We start from the raw sequence: 18,295 nt of genomic DNA on the forward strand, positions 1-18,295 counted from the left end.
TCTACTTTTAGTTATTATAAATTATATTTTACCGTGATACATTGCTTTTACAATCCCATCAGATAATCCAATTTTAGGAACATATATTTGTCGGGCGCCGCTCCATTTCATAGCGTTAAGATAAATTCTAACAGCAGGAATGATTACATCGGCACGGTCAGGGTTTAGTCCTAGTTCCGATATTCTTTGATCGTATGTTAACGAATTTAAGAAGGCATATTGTGAGTTGATATAGATGTAAGATAAAGGCTTTTCTTGTGTTTTTCCAGACATTTTAAAAAGCTTATTGATATTTCCTCCAGAACCTATTAAGGTTACCTCTTCAAAATCTTCAGTGTTTATTTTTATCCATTTTTCAATTTCTTCCCAAACTAAGTCGCAAACCATATTGTTTAATAAACGTACAGTTCCAGCTTTGAAAGATCTTGAGGTAATGATTTTTCCGTTAGAGAAAATAGTGAATTCAGTGCTTCCACCACCTACATCAACAAATAAATAAGTTTTGTCAGTATTTAATAGATGTAACAAATCGGTTGAGGCAATAATAGCAGCTTCTTTTTTACCGTCAATAATTTCGATGGTAACATTTGATTTTTCCTGAATGAGTTCTACAATTTCTTTTCCATTGTAAGCTTCTCGCATTGCAGATGTGGCAAATGCTCTATAGGATTGTACTTTATGTACTTTCATTAATAAATTAAAAGCGGTCATTGCATCAACCATTCGGTCAATATTTTCCTGAGATATTTCGCCCACAGTAAAAGCGTCTTGCCCTAACCTAATAGGTACACGTACAAGAGAGCTTTTATTAAACTGAGGTTCTTTTCCTTCTTGTTCAATAATATTTACAATCAACAATCGCATGGCATTAGAACCAATATCAATTGCGGCATATTTTTTTAAGTTAATCATTGTTGATGATGATTTTTAATTTTTGAAATAAATAGAAAGAAGGATAATTTAAAATTCTTCATTTAAGGAATCTACTTTGCTTTGATAGTACTTATAGGTTTCAATTTGTGCTCTAAATATGGGTTCGTTATCACTATCTCTATATTTATTATCTAGTTTTGATGAATGGTATCTTGCCTTAACATTTCCTTTCCAGGCAATATCAAAGTTGTCAATAAGCTCTTGTTTTATTTCTTCATCATATATAGGACAAGTAACTTCGACTCTTCCGTCTAAATTACGAGTCATAAAATCAGCCGAAGAAATGTATACAGCCGTTTGCCCACCGTTAGCAAAAATATAAATTCGGGAGTGCTCTAAATAATTGTCTACAATACTTATGGCTTCAATATTTGCGCTCATTCCTTTTACGCCGGGAATCAACGAGCAAATTCCGCGAACTTGCAATTGTATTTTTACACCGGCATTACTAGCTTCGTATAATTTATCAATCATTCTAAAATCAGACAAACTATTCATCTTTAATTTTATATAGGCTTTTCGACCTGCCTTAGCATTCAAAATTTCTCTGTCAATAAGTTTATAAAATCGTGTTCTCGTATAATGAGGGGAAACAATAAGATGTTTATAGCGGTGGATTCTATAATTTATATCAAAAAATTCAAATACTCTGTTAATGTCTTTTAAAATTTGCTGATGACTGGTAAAAAGAGTGACATCCGTATAAACTTTTGCGGTAGCTTCATTAAAATTTCCGGTAGAGATAAAACCATAACGTTTTGTTTTTCCGTTTTCGTTTCTTTCGATAACACATACTTTGCTGTGTACTTTTAATCCTTTTATTCCAAAAATCAATTCGATACCTTCTGTTTGCATTTGTTCAGCATAAGAAATATTCGAGGCTTCATCAAAACGAGCTTGTAGTTCGATCTGGACTACTACTTTTTTTCCGTTTTTAGCTGCGTTAATTAACGAACTAATAATTTGCGAATTTTTAGCAAGTCTATACAAGGTAATTTTTATAGAAGTAACCTTTGGATCTAAGGCTGCTTCACGCAAAAACTTGGTTAGATAAGAAAATGACTGATAAGGTGCGTTTAACAAATAATCTTTATTGCTTATTTTTTCTAAAATACTTCCTTCTAAGCTTAAACCTGGAATAGGTAAAGGGTCATTTTTTTTATACAACAAATCAAACCTACCTAAATTAGGGAAATCCATATAATCACGTCTGTTGTGGTACCTTCCTCCAGGGATAATACTATCAGTAGAAACAATTTTCATTTTATCTAAAAAGAATTGAAGGGTGTCAGTTTCAATTTCTTGGTCATAGATAAAACGAACCGGTTCTCCTATTCGTCTTTCCTTTACACTAGTAGATATTTTTTCAAGCATACTTTTACTTAAATCACTATCAATGTCAAGTTGTGCATCACGACTTATTTTAATCATGTGTGCCGATACACTTTCGTAATCAAAAATATTAAAGATGCTTTTAAGGTTATGTCTAATAACATCATCTAATAATATCACATATTGTTTATCGTCGTCAGATGGTAATACCAAGAAACGATTCATTGTTTTAGGAATCTCAATAATAGCATAACGAACTTCGGCCTCTTTTTTCATGACTAGCTTAATGGCTAAGTAGCCCATGTTGTCTTTTAATAAAGGAAACTCGGCTAGGTCATTAAGTATAATGGTAACAAGTTCTGGACTTAACTTTTGAATAAAAAAATCTTTTAAAAATTTTTCTTGCTCAATAGATATTTCATTTTCATCAATGATAAAAATGTTTTTTAATTTAAGTTCGTTTTCGATACTTTTTAAAATAACCAAACTTTCTGTTTGATCCTCAATAACTATCTCAGTAATGTCTTTAACTAGCTGTTGAGCCGAAATTCCGCCAAGAATCTTCTGGCCACTTTTACCAGACAAGCTCAATCTTCTAATTGCCGCAAATCGTACTCTAAAAAATTCATCTAAATTATTAGAGAATATTCCTAGAAAGCGAAGGCGGTCTAATAAAGGTACTGTTGGGTCAGCGGCTTCTTGCAAAACGCGTGCGTTAAATGCTAACCAACTTTTTTCTCTATCTATGTATTTTTGTTCTAACACTTATTTTTTATTTTAAATCTTTTGGAGTCACTATTTTTATAGTTTTTCCGTCCTTAATATCGTTCCAATTATTTACTTCAAATGCTAATGATACAAAACCAGTTGTAGGTACATTAGTAATGAAAACATCCCCAAATTTATTAACAAAATTTGTAATAGCGGCATTATGACCAAAAAGAATAATACTTTCAATAGAATTATCAGTTGATTTGATGGTTTTTTCTAATTGTGACTCATCAAAAGTGTATAATTCAGGTTTATAAATGATACTTTCAATAGGGTAGTGCAGGTTCTGTGCAAATATTAATGCGGTTGCAGTTGTTCTTTTAGCTGTACTGCAATGCATTACATACGTTTTTGGAATAAAATTTGAGATATTTAAAGAAACTAAGTGAGCGTCATTAATGCCTCGTTGATCTAATGGTCTGTCAATATCCTTCAATGGAGTGTCCCAGTTAGATTTTGCGTGTCTTATTAATAGTAGTTTTTTCATAGTTAAAAATAAATAAGTTGAACAGAAACAGAAAGGTACAATTTAAAAGTATTTTTAATCAAATATTTTTTTTATATTTTAAAACCGTTGTTAGTACGATTGCGTAAATATAAAGTGTTGCTTTTTATAATAAGAGATAAAATAGTAGTTTTCAATTGTATGAACAAAGTGTTTTAATAAAAAAATATGAAAATATTAGGTTTATATTTACGAATAAATACCTTTCAACGGTTTTATTAGGTTTTTATAGATGAAAATTTAAATTTGTTAGAATGATAACTAACTTTGTGTTTAAAATATTTGCCTTTATTATAATTTTGGCTGCCCCAAATTAGAATATGATATATAAAATTACTTCGAACACCATTATTGGACTTATTAATGACGCACTATTTTTAACGAGTAGATTTTTTTCTAACGTTAAAAATGCTACAGTGCTGTCTTTTCCTATGTTTATAAATCAAGGATTTGTTGATGCATTTATTAAGGGTTTTTCTAAAGAAAAAATCTTTGACGAAATGCTATTTTATTATAATCAGGAGGTACTACTTTTTTACCCTAATAGAAAGTTATACAGATTAAGAGTCAATAGTTATATTAAACCTGTGCCAATAGAATGATGATATTTAATTGAATCATTGCACAATCAAAATAGTTACACAGTAAATTAATCTTATAGAGATTAAAATCAAAACACAAGATTTCCACATTATGAAATACAATTATCTTAAATCTTCTAATAAAAAGAAAATAAGTCTTACCAAGTTGTTCTTTTTTCTTTTTACTTTAATGGTTTCCCTTAGTTCTTATTCGCAATATTATACTCAACATTATGTTGCCCCTGCTCCGTGGAGGTATTTTAATAACGCAAATGAATTAGTAATCGCTACTGAATCTACTACTCCAGTTTCTGTTGTTGTAAAAAAAAGTGATGGTACTTTAATAACTAATTTATCAGTCGTAAAAGGGGCTCCTACAGTTTATAGATTTGAAGGGAGTCCTACTGCATTAGGAACTGGCTATTATGAAATTAATAAAACTATAAAAGCTGCAGGTTTAAATATTACTGCAACAGCGCCAGTATCTGTTAACATCAGAAATGTTGCTTCAGATGAAATAAAAAACACCAATGGTGGAACTAGTACAAGAGATGCGGATCAAAATTACATTAAAGGAAACGCATCATTAACAAGTTTTGGTAATGCTGGAATTGGTGTAAGTTTTAGAGTTGGATACTATAGAGATGGTGAACTTGGTAATTTTAGTAATTATGGTTTTAAGAAGCCAATATATGTTGTAATGGCAATTGATAATAGTACCACATTAAAGATTAATGGAGTAATCATTACAACTCTTAATGCAGGTGAAAGTTATTTGTTTGAGGATAAAATTGGTTCATTAGTCGAAACTTCAAGTCCTGTAGTTGTAAATACATCTGCAAAAATTGATACACCAGGAGGTTGTGGTGATGGAACCTTAGATCAAGTGCCTCCTATTTCTGTATTAGGTAAAGAATATATAATTGTTAAAGGTCGAGGAAATGATGTTGCTGAACAAACTACTATTGTTGCAACAGAAGCCAATACGGTTGTCAAAATACAACAATACAAACAAGATGGGAGTTTAGATTTGGCAGAGTTTACAGTAAACCTTGCCGCAGCAGGAGATTTTTATACTTACAAACCCGGTACAACAACAGTTGTTTCATCTAAAGATGTTATTACTGTAGATGCTTATTCTTCATCTAGAATTTTAAGTGATAAAAATGTAGCTGTTTATTCTGGAACTGCAATTACATGCGAGGTAGATATTACAAGTGTAGCTCCAGTTTCGGCTTGTGGAGGATCTAATTTTGTAGAAACGTATAAATTTAGAAATTTCACAAAATCTGATCTTCCTTATTTCGGTTATATTTTACTTAATAGTGCAACAGAATTAGTTAAAGTAAATGGTGCAAACATCGAAACTTCAGTTGGAAATAGAAGACAATTAGGTACTTCAGGTTGGTATATGATCACTTTTAGAGACACTCAAATTAGTTCTCCAAATAATATAACAATTGAAAGCGCTTCTAAAATGACAGTTGGTCTTGTTCAACAAGGTGGTGGGTTTTCAATGGCTGCTATTTTTTCTAGTTATACCCTAATTCCTGATGCACCAACTGTTACTCCGCTTACTGCAAGTACAGCTTGCGCAAATGAAGCAAATTTAAAAACAGATCCTGATTTTGGTCCTTATCAATGGTTTTTTGATGGGGCTGCTATATCTGGAGCTACAACTAATACCTATAAGGCCACAAAAAGTGGTAATTATTCAGTATCATCCACTCTATCTTGTGGTGCGTCAGTTCAGTCTTCAACTATTGCAGTAAATATTTGTAGTGATGTTGCCGTTTCGAAATCGGTAAATATTTCATCTCCATGTGTTGATACAAATGTTGTTTTTACAATAACCGCAAAAAATAATGGACCAGGGAATGCTACAGGAGTTTCTGTAATTGATGCGCTGCCTTCTGGATACACTTATGTGTCGTCAACAGTAGACGTAGGAACATATACTAATACTTCAGGAAATTGGTCTATAGGAAGTTTAAGTGATAATGCAACTGCGGTTTTAAAAATTACTGCTAAAGTTAATGCTTCAGGTGAATATAAAAATGAAGCTAAGATAAGTGCTTCGTCTGATTCTGATTTAACTAACAATCTTGCTAGCGTAACAACGACTCCAAATCCTACTTCAAAAATTGTATTGACTTCTAGTGCTGTGACGCAAAATCAAACCGTTTGTTCAGGAACTGCTATAACAAATACAGTATATACTTTTGGAGGAAGTGCAACTAGTGCAGTGGTTACTAACTTACCTGCTGGATTGTCATCTAATGTAAATACAACTGCTAAAACGATAACTATTAGCGGTACACCTACTGCTTCAGGTACTTATACTATAACAACTTCAGGGCACACTACGCCTTGCATCGCAGCAACTATTAGTGGAGCAGTAACGGTAAATACAACGCCAACAGTTCCTACATTGAGTCCTGCTGTTCATCCAAGTTGTACAACGGCAACGGGTAGTTTTACAATTACTAATTACGTTGAAGCTAATACCTATACAGTTAGTCCTTCAAATGGAGTTACCAGATCAGGAAGTATAGTTACGGCTCCGTCTGGAACGTATACGGTAACTGCAACTTCATCATCGTGTACTTCAAGCGCTTCTAGTAGTATTGAAATTTTGCCAAACCCTAAAACTACTTTAGATACTGATGGTGATGGAATTTCGGATATATGTGACGAAGACGACGATAACGACGGTATTTTGGATATTAATGAATTAAATTGTCCAAGTGGCTTTATTGATTTAGGGCAAACATTCGACAATAATACTGCTAACCCTGGTACCGTAAATAATATTTATAATTATGGAGATGTAACAGGAACTTTTAAATATGAACTTCTAGGAGGTGCTACATGGAACTCTGGTATAAATAGTCAAAGTTCTTCTAATGTAACTGGTAGTTATATAAATTTACAAGCTAGGGATACTGATTTCCCAACTAATAAAGTTGCAGTTTACACCCTAACTTTTAGTAAACCAATTTATAATTTAAATTTTAAGTTAAGTGGTTTAGATAATAATGATAGAGCTGATTTTACTGCAAATAATTCTGGAGTTAATGTACCGGTTTCTATTTCAAATATAAATTTAACAAATGGAGATTTCGTAGGACAATCAATCAATAGTAGTAATAGTGGAGCTAATGCACCTGCAAATAGTGTTGCTGTAAATAGTACAGGGCCAATAAACCAAATAATTATTACAACTGCCAAAAACGGTGGTAATTCAGCAGATATTACTTTACAGATTAATGAATTAAGTTATTGTATTGCAATAGACTCTGATGGTGATGGAGTACCAAATCATTTAGAATTAGATTCTGATAATGATGGTTGTTCAGATGCTAATGAATATTATAATTCATCAACTGCCGATGGTGGGGATGGAGGAGTTTATGGAACTGGAACACCGGCTATTAATACTAATGGAACTGTTAAAGCAGCTTCGTATACAGGATCATATACTAATGTAACTGCTGCGGGATCAGCAAGTACTATTGCTACTGCAGGACAGCCTACAAATCAAACGGCATCAACAACATTTACTGCCGCTTTTACAGTTACTGCTACTGGTGGATCAGGAATAACTCAGTATCAATGGCAAGTAGATAGCGGTTCTGGATTTGTTAATGTAACCAATGGAACTATATATTCGAATGCTACAACCGCAACATTAAGTTTAAAGAATATTACTTGCGCCATGAACGGCTATAAATACCGAGTTATAGTTAGTCAGTCAAACTATATTTGCGGAAATGTAACTTCTAGTTCAGCTACTTTAACAGTGCTTAATAATACAACTACGGCAGCATCTACGACGCCTACATTATGTATCAATACTGCTTTAACAGCAATTACTCATACAACTACTGGAGCAACTGGAATTGGAACTGCTACAGGATTACCTGCAGGAGTTGCAGCAAAATTTGATTCAAACGAAATCACGATTAGTGGTACACCAACAGTAGCAGGAATTTTTGACTACTCAATCCCTTTAACTGGAGGTTGTGGAACTGTAAATGCTACAGGAAAAATTACCGTTACAGCAGACAATACAACTACGGCAGCATCTACAACGCCTACATTATGTATCAATACTGCTTTAACAGCAATCACTCATACAACAGTTGGAGCAACTGGAATTGGAACTGCCACAGGTTTACCTGCAGGAGTTACAGCAAAATTTGATTCAAACAAAATCACGATTAGTGGTACACCAACAGTAGCAGGAACTTTTGACTACACAATCCCTTTAACTGGAGGTTGTGGAACTGTAAATGCTACAGGAAAAATTACCGTTACAGCAGCGCCAGATGCAGGAACATTATCAGGAACACAAGCAATTTGTGTTGACGGAACGACTACATTATCTTCTACTACTACCGGAGGTACTTGGTCAACTAGTGCAGCAGCTACTGCAACAATTGATGTTTCAACAGGAGTAGTTAAAGGTTTAAAAGCTGGAACTGCTACAATGACCTATACTGTTAAAGGTTCAGGTGGATGTGATGATGCTACAGCTACAAGAGTAGTTACAGTAACAGCAGCGCCAGATGCAGGAACATTATCAGGAACACAAGCAATTTGTGTTGACGGAACGACTACATTATCTTCTACTATTAAAGGAGGTACTTGGTCAACTAGTGCAGCAGCTACTGCAACAATTGATGCTTCAACAGGAGTAGTTAAAGGTTTAAAAGCTGGAACTGCTACAATGACTTATACTGTTAAAGGTTCAGGTGGATGTGATGATGCTACAGCTACAAGAGTAGTTACAGTAAATCAACTTCCAGTAGCACCAATAACTAGCACGCCAACTCAGCCTACATGTTCTGTAGCTACAGGAAGCTTGAAATTGAGTGGTTTACCTTCTGGTAACTGGACAATAACTCCAGGGAATTATACTGGAAACACTTCGGATTATACAATTACAGGTTTAAGTACAGGTAAATATAAATTTACTGTTACAAATTCATTAGGATGTTCTTCAAGTGAATCAGTAGAGGTTATTATAAATATGCAACCAACAGCACCTGCAGCACCTATTGCTACAATAAGTGTTCAGCCTAAATGTGGGGCTATTACAGGTACGGTAATAATTACATCAGCTGGTACAGGTTTTGAATATAATGTTGATGGTGGTAACTATCAATCGGAAACTACTTTTGCAAATCTAACACCAGGAACTCACAAATTTACAGTTCGTAATACAAAAGATAACACATGTGTTTCTAATGAAACTACTGTTGTTCTAAACAATTATATATGTGCAAAAGATGATAAAGGAGCAGACATAAATGGATTAAATGGAGGAACTACCGTTGCTAACGTATTAGTGAATGATGAGTTGAATGGTAAAGCAGTAGTTGCAGCGGATGTTACAACAACATTTGTATCTTCTACTAACGCAGGAGTTACCTTAGATGGAACTTCAGTAAAAGTTGCGCCAGGAACCCCAGCAGGAGAGTACACGTTAGTTTATCAGATTTGTGAGGTATTGAATACTACGAATTGTGATTCAGCTACAGTTACAGTAAAAGTAACAGCAGCGAAAATCGATGCAGTAGATGATAAAGGAGCAGACATAAATGGATTAAATGGAGGAACTACCGTTGCTAACGTATTAGTGAATGATGAGTTGAATGGTAAAGCAGTAGTTGCAGCGGATGTTACAACAACACTTGTATCTTCTACTAACGCAGGAGTTACCTTAGATGGAACTTCAGTAAAAGTTGCGCCAGGAACCCCAGCAGGAGAGTACACGTTAGTTTATCAGATTTGTGAGGTATTGAATACTACGAATTGTGATTCAGCTACAGTTACAGTAAAAGTAACAGCAGCGAAAATCGATGCAGTAGATGATAAAGGAGCAGACATAAATGGATTAAATGGAGGAACTACCGTTGCTAACGTATTAGTGAATGATGAGTTGAATGGTAAAGCAGTAGTTGCAGCGGATGTTACAACAACACTTGTATCTTCTACTAACGCAGGAGTTACCTTAGATGGAACTTCAGTAAAAGTTGCGCCAGGAACCCCAGCAGGAGAGTACACGTTAGTTTATCAGATTTGTGAGGTATTGAATACTACGAATTGTGATTCAGCTACAGTTACAGTAAAAGTAACAGCAGCGAAAATCGATGCAGTAGATGATAAAGGAGCAGACATAAATGGATTAAATGGAGGAACTACCGTTGCTAACGTATTAGTGAATGATGAGTTGAATGGTAAAGCAGTAGTTGCAGCGGATGTTACAACAACACTTGTATCTTCTACTAACGCAGGAGTTACCTTAGATGGAACTTCAGTAAAAGTTGCGCCAGGAACCCTAGCAGGAGAGTACACGTTAGTTTATCAGATTTGTGAGGTATTGAATACTACGAATTGTGATTCAGCTACAGTTACAGTAAAAGTAACAGCAGCGAAAATCGATGCAGTAGATGATAAAGGAGCAGACATAAATGGATTAAATGGAGGAACTACCGTTGCTAACGTATTAGTGAATGATGAGTTGAATGGTAAAGCAGTAGTTGCAGCGGATGTTACAACAACATTTGTATCTTCTACTAACGCAGGAGTTACCTTAGATGGAACTTCAGTAAAAGTTGCGCCAGGAACCCTAGCAGGAGAGTACACGTTAGTTTATCAGATTTGTGAGGTATTGAATACTACGAATTGTGATTCAGCTACAGTTACAGTAAAAGTAACAGCAGCGAAAATCGATGCAGTAGATGATAAAGGAGCAGACATAAATGGATTAAATGGAGGAACTACCGTTGCTAACGTATTAGTGAATGATGAGTTGAATGGTAAAGCAGTAGTTGCAGCGGATGTTACAACAACACTTGTATCTTCTACTAACGCAGGAGTTACCTTAGATGGAACTTCAGTAAAAGTTGCGCCAGGAACCCCAGCAGGAGAGTACACGTTAGTTTATCAGATTTGTGAGGTATTGAATACTACGAATTGTGATTCAGCTACAGTTACAGTAAAAGTAACAGCAGCGAAAATCGATGCAGTAGATGATAAAGGAGCAGACATAAATGGATTAAATGGAGGAACTACCGTTGCTAACGTATTAGTGAATGATGAGTTGAATGGTAAAGCAGTAGTTGCAGCGGATGTTACAACAACACTTGTATCTTCTACTAACGCAGGAGTTACCTTAGATGGAACTTCAGTAAAAGTTGCGGCAGGAACCCCAGCAGGAGAGTACACGTTAGTTTATCAGATTTGTGAGAAATTAAACCTTACGAATTGTGATTCAGCTACAGTTACAGTAAAAGTAACAGCAGCGAAAATCGATGCGAAAGATGATGTTGCAGGACCAATCAACGGAAAAGTTGGAGGTGACGCAGGAATCAACATCCTTGATAATGACGAATTAAACGGAACAGCAGTTAACCCAGCAGATGTAGTTATTACTTCTACACCAAACGGACCATTAACAGTAAATACAACAGACGGAACAGTAGCAGTTGCGGAAAATACTCCAGCTGGAACATACACAGTTCAGTACACAATTTGTGAGGTATTAAATCCAGGCAATTGTGATACCGCAACGGTAACAGTAACAGTTGAAGAGTCAGTAATTAATGCGGTAGATGATTTTGCAGGACCAATCAACGGAAAAGTTGGAGGTGATGCAGGAATCAACATCCTTGATAATGACGAATTAAACGGAACAGCAGTTAACCCAGCAGATGTAGTTATTACTTCTACACCAAACGGACCATTAACAGTTAATCCAGCAGACGGAACAGTAACGGTTGCAGCGAATACTCCAGCCGGAGACTACACGGTACAGTACACAATTTGTGAGGTATTAAACCCAGCTAACTGTGATACAGCAACGGTAACAGTAACAGTTGAGAAATCGCAAATTGATGCTATTGATGATGTCGCAGGACCAATCAATGGAGTAGCAGGAGGAGATTCAGGAATCAATGTTTTAGATAACGATACGTTAAACGGAACAGCAGTTAACCCAGCAGATGTATTTATTACTTCTACACCAAACGGACCATTAACAGTGAATATAGATGGAACAGTAACAGTTGCACCGAATACCCCAGCCGGAGATTACACGGTACAGTACACAATTTGTGAGGTATTAAACCCAGCTAACTGTGATACAGCAACGGTAACGGTAACAGTTGAGAAATCACCAATTGATGCAGTTGATGATATCGCAGGACCAATCAATGGTAATACAGGAGGAACAACTCCAAGTGTATTGACAAACGATACTTTGAACGGAATACCAGTTAACCCAGCAGATGTAGTTATTACTTCTACACCAAACGGACCATTAACAGTTAATCCAGTAGATGGAACGGTAACAGTTGCACCGAATACTCCAGCCGGAGACTACACGGTACAGTACACAATTTGTGAGGTATTAAACCCAGCTAACTGTGATACAGCAACGGTAACGGTAACAGTTGAGAAATCACCAATTGATGCAGTTGATGATATCGCAGGACCAATCAATGGTAATACAGGAGGAACAACTCCAAGTGTATTGACAAACGATACTTTGAACGGAACACCAGTTAACCCAGCAGATGTAGTTGTTACTTCTACACCAAACGGACCATTAACAATGAATCCAGCAGACGGAACGGTAACAGTTGCACCGAATACTCCAGCCGGAGACTTCACGGTACAGTACACAATTTGTGAGGTATTAAACCCAACCAACTGCGATACAGCAACGGTAACTATTAGTGTTTTTGGAAATGTGATTCAGGCTAATAGTGATAATTTTACTAAATACAATTGTGAGGTTTTAGGAGCTGATACAAGTATTGTTGGAAACATATTTTCAAATGATACGCTTAATGGTACTGCTGTTAAGAGTACAGAAGTTAATTATAGTATTTTAACGGGTGGTACTCTTGGTATTTCTATCGATAATTCAGGTTATGTTATTATTGGTGAAAATGTTACTGTAGGAACTTATAATATTACTTATGAAATTTGTGATAAAGTGAGTACGGGTAATTGCAGTACAGCTACATTGGTTATTAATGTGGTTGGAGTTACTAATGGCGAGAAAACATTGACGGCTGAAGCGTGTAATACGGATACATTGCCAATTGATTTAGCTACTTTATTGCCAGCCGGAGTTCCTACAACAGGGACATGGATTGATGACAGTACAGGGAAATTAGTTGGAAGTGAATTTACGCCACTAAATGTTCCTACAGGAAGTTATATCTTTAAGTATTTTGTTGAAACAGCTACTTGTCCAATTAACTATGCTTTGAATATGACAATTAAAGATGATTGCGGAATTGTATTAGGATGTGGAGCAATTAAAGTTCATAATGCATTTACACCTAATGGTGATGGAATAAATGATATATTTGTAATTGATAATATTGATGATACAAGTTGTTATCCTGAAAATACGGTTGAAATTTACAACCGATGGGGAGTATTAGTTTATGAGGTCAAAAATTATAACAATCAAAATAATGCTTTCATAGGTATTTCACATGGAAGAACAACCATAAGTCAATCTGTTGGTTTACCAGTAGGAACATACTTCTATATACTTAATTATCTTTCTATTGATGGAAGTGGAAAAGTACAAACGAATAAAAAAGATGGATATTTATATCTTACTAGATAAATAAATTTACTAGCTGTGTCCTTAAAAAGGCACAGCTATAAAAAATAAATACATGAAAAAAATAGCATTAGTATACACACTTGTATTCACTGGATTAGTAGGATTTGCACAACAAGATGCTCAATATACCCAGTATATGTATAATACAATTAATATTAATCCAGCTTACGCTGGTTCTAGAGGAGTCATGAGTATTTTTGCTCTTCATAGGACACAATGGGTAGGTTTAGATGGAGCTCCAGTTACAAACGCTGTATCTATAAATACTCCTTTAAATAATAGTAATTTAGGTTTAGGGGTGTCGTTAGTAAATGATAAAATAGGGCCAACTCATGAGAATACTTTGTCAGTTGATTTATCTTATACAATACCAACTTCGGAAACTTTTAAATTAAGTTTTGGGATTAAGGGGACTGCGAATTTATTTGATGTAGATGCTTCTGTTTTAAATCCAGAAACATCAGGTGATCGCGCGTTAACAGATTATAATAATAAGTTTACACCAAACATAGGTGCTGGTTTATACTTGCATTCGGATAAAGCATATATAGGTCTTTCTGTTCCTAATTTTATAGAAACTAATCGCTATGATGATAATGAAATTGCAATTTTTAAAGAAAAAATAAACTACTATTTAATAGCAGGTTATGTATTTGATCTTGATTATAATTTGAAATTCAAACCTGCATTATTAACAAAACTAGTTGAAGGTGCACCTCTTCAAGTAGATGTGTCAGGTAACTTCTTATTCAATGATAAATTTTCTGCTGGTTTAGCATACAGATGGAGTGCAGCTGTGAGTGCAATGGTAGGTTTTCAGGTTTCAGATGCAATATATATTGGATATGGTTATGACCTTGCTACAACTAAATTAAACAATTACAACTCGGGTTCGCATGAAATATTTTTCAGATACGAATTATTTAAAAATAATAAAAGAATTACAACACCAAGATTCTTCTAAAATAAAAAAGATGAAAAAGAGCAAACTCCTTTATTTATTATTACTTAGCATTTTCACAATTAGTGCTTTTTCACAAGAAGCAAAATTAGACAGAGCAGATGCAAAGTATGACAATTACGCTTTTGTTAATTCAATTAAAACTTATGAACGAGTTGCAGATAAAGGATACAAGTCCGCAGCACTTTTTCAAAAGTTAGGAAATGCCTATTATTTTAATGGCGAATTACCAAAAGCGGCAAAATGGTACGAACAACTATTTGAGACTGGATCAAATTTTGATGCAGAATACTATTATCGTTATGCACAATCATTAAGATCAATTGGTGAAAATGACAAAGCAAATAAGGTACTAGAAAAGTTTAGTAAAGTTGCTGAAAATGATAGTAGAGCAAAGCTTTTTATGGAAAATGAAAATTACCTTGATCGTATAAAAGCAAACTCAGGTATATATGAAATAAGTAAAATAGATATTAATTCGAAATATTCAGATTACGGCTCTACCGTTTATTCAAATAAGTTAATTTTTGCTTCAGCAAGAGATACGGGGAGCTTTGGTCAAAGAAAACACAGTTGGACAAATCAACATTTTACAAATTTATATAGTGCCGAATTAGATGAAGATCTTAACCCAAAAAAAGTAGAAAGATTTGATACTGATTTAAAATCAAAGTTTAATGAGTCAACTCCTGTTTTTACTAAAGATGGTAAAACAGTTTACTTTACTCGTAATAATTATTTAGATGGAAAAAAGGGTAAAAACGGTAATGGAATAACTCTTATAAAAATTTACAAAGCTACACTAAAAAATAATGTATGGACAAATGTTGTTGAACTTCCTTTCAATAGTGATAATTATAGTACAGCACACCCTGCATTAACCCCGGATGAAAAAACTTTGTATTTTGCATCTGATATGCCAGGAACATTAGGACAATCTGATTTGTTTAAAGTGGCAATAAAAGAAAATGACACTTATGGTTTACCTGAAAATTTAGGTTCTAGAATCAATACTGCAGGAAGAGAGACTTTTCCTTTTATTAGTGAGGATATGCATGTTTACTTTGCTTCGGACGGACACCCAGGTATGGGAGGTTTGGATGTATTTGTATCTAAAATTAATATAGACGGTACTTACAATCGAATTTTAAATGTAGGATCGGATATAAATTCTCCAAATGATGATTTTGCTTTTTGGGTTGACCCAAATTCTAAATATGGCTTCTTTTCTTCAAATAGAGAAGATAGTAATGGTTACGATGATATTTATAAATTTAAACAAGTTAAAGATGTCGTTTGTGAACAAGAGTTAAGCGGTGTTATTACAGATATTGAAACTTTAGAAATACTAGCAAATTCAAAAGTATCACTACTTGACGAACAATATACCATTTTAGGTACCACAATAGCAGACTCGAATGGTAAATATACTTTTACCGTAATTTGCGGAGAGAAATATTATGTGAGAGCTGAAAAAGAAAATTACGTAACTAAAGAAGTTAAGGTAACTATTAATAACGAAAATGGTGATACAGACTTGCCTATCGCATTGGAGTCCTCTGTTAAGAAAGTTAGAATAGGTGATGATTTAGCTAAAGTACTTGAAATTCCAATTGTTTATTTTGATTTAGATAAATCAAATATCCGTAAGGATGCAGCATTAGAATTAGAAAAAGTATTGGATGTTTTAAATCAAAATCCTAATATGAAAATTGATATTCGTTCGCATACTGATAGTAGAGCAACTACTAAGTATAACGAATCATTATCAGAACGAAGAGCTAAATCTACCATGAAATGGTTAATTGATAATGGGATAACTCCTGATAGATTAACTAGTGAAGGTTATGGTGAAAGCCAGTTGATCAATAAATGTTCGGATGGAGTTTCTTGTACCGAAGAAGAACATCAGTTAAATAGACGTAGTGAATTTATCATTACTGAATTATAAATTTCTTATGTTTATAACTTAATAAAATAGCGAATAGAAAAGGGCAGTTTAACTGCCCTTTTCTATTCGCTATTTTTAAATAACTAATTTCATGTAAAATGATTAACAATAATATAGTTATTTAATACAGTATCTCTTTTGAAAAAAGAACTCTTATTAGAAGGCTTGTTTTATTAAAATAAAAATAATAACTAGTATAGTATAATTTTTGTCACACCGAGTGGAATCGAGATGTAATTGAAGTACTTAACTACGCTTGAATTCATAATTGGGAGTATTCTATAAATAGTATTTATATTAAATAGAATAGACAGTATTTTTTGGACATGAAAAAACCGCTAATCTTTAAAAAAGAAATAGCGGTTTTTTAGTATAAAAACTGGTTTGGTTAATAGCTTGTTCTGGATTACAATGATAAGTAATATAATTGAATTACAAAAACCGAACTACAACAAAAACATACAGTATTGTTAACTATTAAGCATTACTGGCATTACTAGCATAGTTACTGTTTCACCTTCTTCTAAACCATCTACAGGAGTTAAGATACCAGCTCTGTTAGGTAAGGACATTTCTAACATAATCATATCCGACTGTAAATTGGTAAGCATTTCTGTTAAGAAACGAGAGTTGTATCCTATTTGCATATCATCTCCTTGGTAATCACAAGTTAGTCTTTCTTCAGCTTTATTCGAATAGTCAATATCTTCAGCAGATACATTCAACTCAGCTCCAGCAATTTTCAAACGAATTTGATGTGTAGTTTTGTTTGAGAAAATGGCAACACGACGAACAGAACTCAAAAATTGTGAACGATCAATCATTAATTTGTTTGGATTCTCTTTTGGAATAACTGCTTCATAATTTGGATACTTTCCATCAATTAAACGACACATTAAGATGTAGTTGTCAAAAGAAAAAGTAGCATTAGAATCATTATATTCTATTTTTACTTCAGCATCTGATGTTGCAAGAATGCTTTTTAAGATAGTCAATGGTTTTTTTGGCATAATAAAATCAGCCACTTGAGATGCTTTTACATCTGTACGAGCATATTTTACTAATTTATGTGCATCTGTTGCAACAAAAATTAATCCTTCTGGTGAAAACTGGAAGAATACTCCTGACATTACTGGACGTAAATCATCATTTCCTGCAGCAAAAATAGTTTTACTAATTGCAGTTGCTAAAACGTCAGCAGGTACTAAAGTTACTGCTGGCTCTTCTAGATTTACCGCTTTAGGAAATTCTTCGCCTGGAGCGTATGCTAATGCATATTTTCCTGAATTAGAACTAATCTCTATTGTACTGTTCTCTTCAACTGTAAAAGTTAAAGGTTGCTCCGGAAACGTTTTTAAAATTTCTAATAGCAATTTTGCAGGTACTGCTACACTTCCTTTGCTTGTAGAATCAATCGATAAATTAGCTGACATAGTAGTCTCTAAGTCAGATGCAGAAACGGTTAATTCATTATTGTCTAATTCAAATAAAAAATTATCTAAAATAGGTAAAGTATTGCTACTATTAATTACACTTCCTAAAACTTGTAATTGCTTTAATAAGTAAGAACTCGATACTATAAATTTCATCTGTTTTGTTTTAT

Annotated in this window: 7 protein-coding genes; 3 read left to right on the plus strand and 4 right to left on the minus strand. The window is 34.1% G+C overall.

All coding sequences use genetic code 11. The features are described from left to right. Window positions 1-21: 21 nt before the first annotated feature. The 3 genes from ACVEGE_RS11855 to ACVEGE_RS11865 are packed head-to-tail and all read right to left on the minus strand — an operon-like array spanning window position 22 to window position 3,523. Window positions 22-912 (minus strand): Ppx/GppA phosphatase family protein, encoded by an 891-nt coding sequence (locus ACVEGE_RS11855; protein ID WP_173854719.1) that lies wholly within the window; start codon window positions 910-912, stop codon window positions 22-24. 48 nt (window positions 913-960) lie between these two features. Continuing rightward, entirely contained in the window at window positions 961-3,030 is a 2,070-nt protein-coding gene (gene ppk1, locus ACVEGE_RS11860; protein ID WP_173854718.1) for a polyphosphate kinase 1, read from the minus strand. A gap of 7 nt (window positions 3,031-3,037) precedes the next feature. Then, window positions 3,038-3,523 carry a SixA phosphatase family protein gene (locus ACVEGE_RS11865; RefSeq protein ID WP_192499800.1) on the minus strand — a complete coding sequence of 162 codons (486 nt, stop codon included), beginning with the start codon at window positions 3,521-3,523 and terminating at the stop codon, window positions 3,038-3,040. 711 nt (window positions 3,524-4,234) lie between these two features. On the opposite strand from ACVEGE_RS11865, the gene ACVEGE_RS11870 reads away from it, so the two are divergent. From ACVEGE_RS11870 to ACVEGE_RS11880, 3 genes are read left to right on the plus strand one after another with little or no spacing between them, the layout of a single operon-like run. After that, complete coding sequence (locus ACVEGE_RS11870; protein ID WP_458008543.1) at window positions 4,235-13,780, plus strand: T9SS type B sorting domain-containing protein; 9,546 nt, start codon at window positions 4,235-4,237, stop codon at window positions 13,778-13,780. A 52-nt stretch (window positions 13,781-13,832) separates the two neighbouring features. Beyond that, complete coding sequence (locus ACVEGE_RS11875) at window positions 13,833-14,744, plus strand: PorP/SprF family type IX secretion system membrane protein (RefSeq protein WP_173854651.1); 912 nt, start codon at window positions 13,833-13,835, stop codon at window positions 14,742-14,744. A gap of 10 nt (window positions 14,745-14,754) precedes the next feature. Further along, window positions 14,755-16,692 carry an OmpA family protein gene (locus ACVEGE_RS11880; protein WP_192499803.1) on the plus strand — a complete coding sequence of 646 codons (1,938 nt, stop codon included), beginning with the start codon at window positions 14,755-14,757 and terminating at the stop codon, window positions 16,690-16,692. Between the two features lie 470 nt (window positions 16,693-17,162). On the opposite strand, the gene dnaN is transcribed toward ACVEGE_RS11880, so the two are convergent. After that, the gene (dnaN, locus tag ACVEGE_RS11885; protein ID WP_173854653.1) at window positions 17,163-18,281 is read right to left on the minus strand and encodes a DNA polymerase III subunit beta; all 1,119 of its coding nucleotides are present in this window, start codon (window positions 18,279-18,281) and stop codon (window positions 17,163-17,165) included. Between the last annotated feature and the right edge of the window lie 14 nt (window positions 18,282-18,295).

The organism is Flavobacterium sp. PL002 (assembly GCF_054165825.1).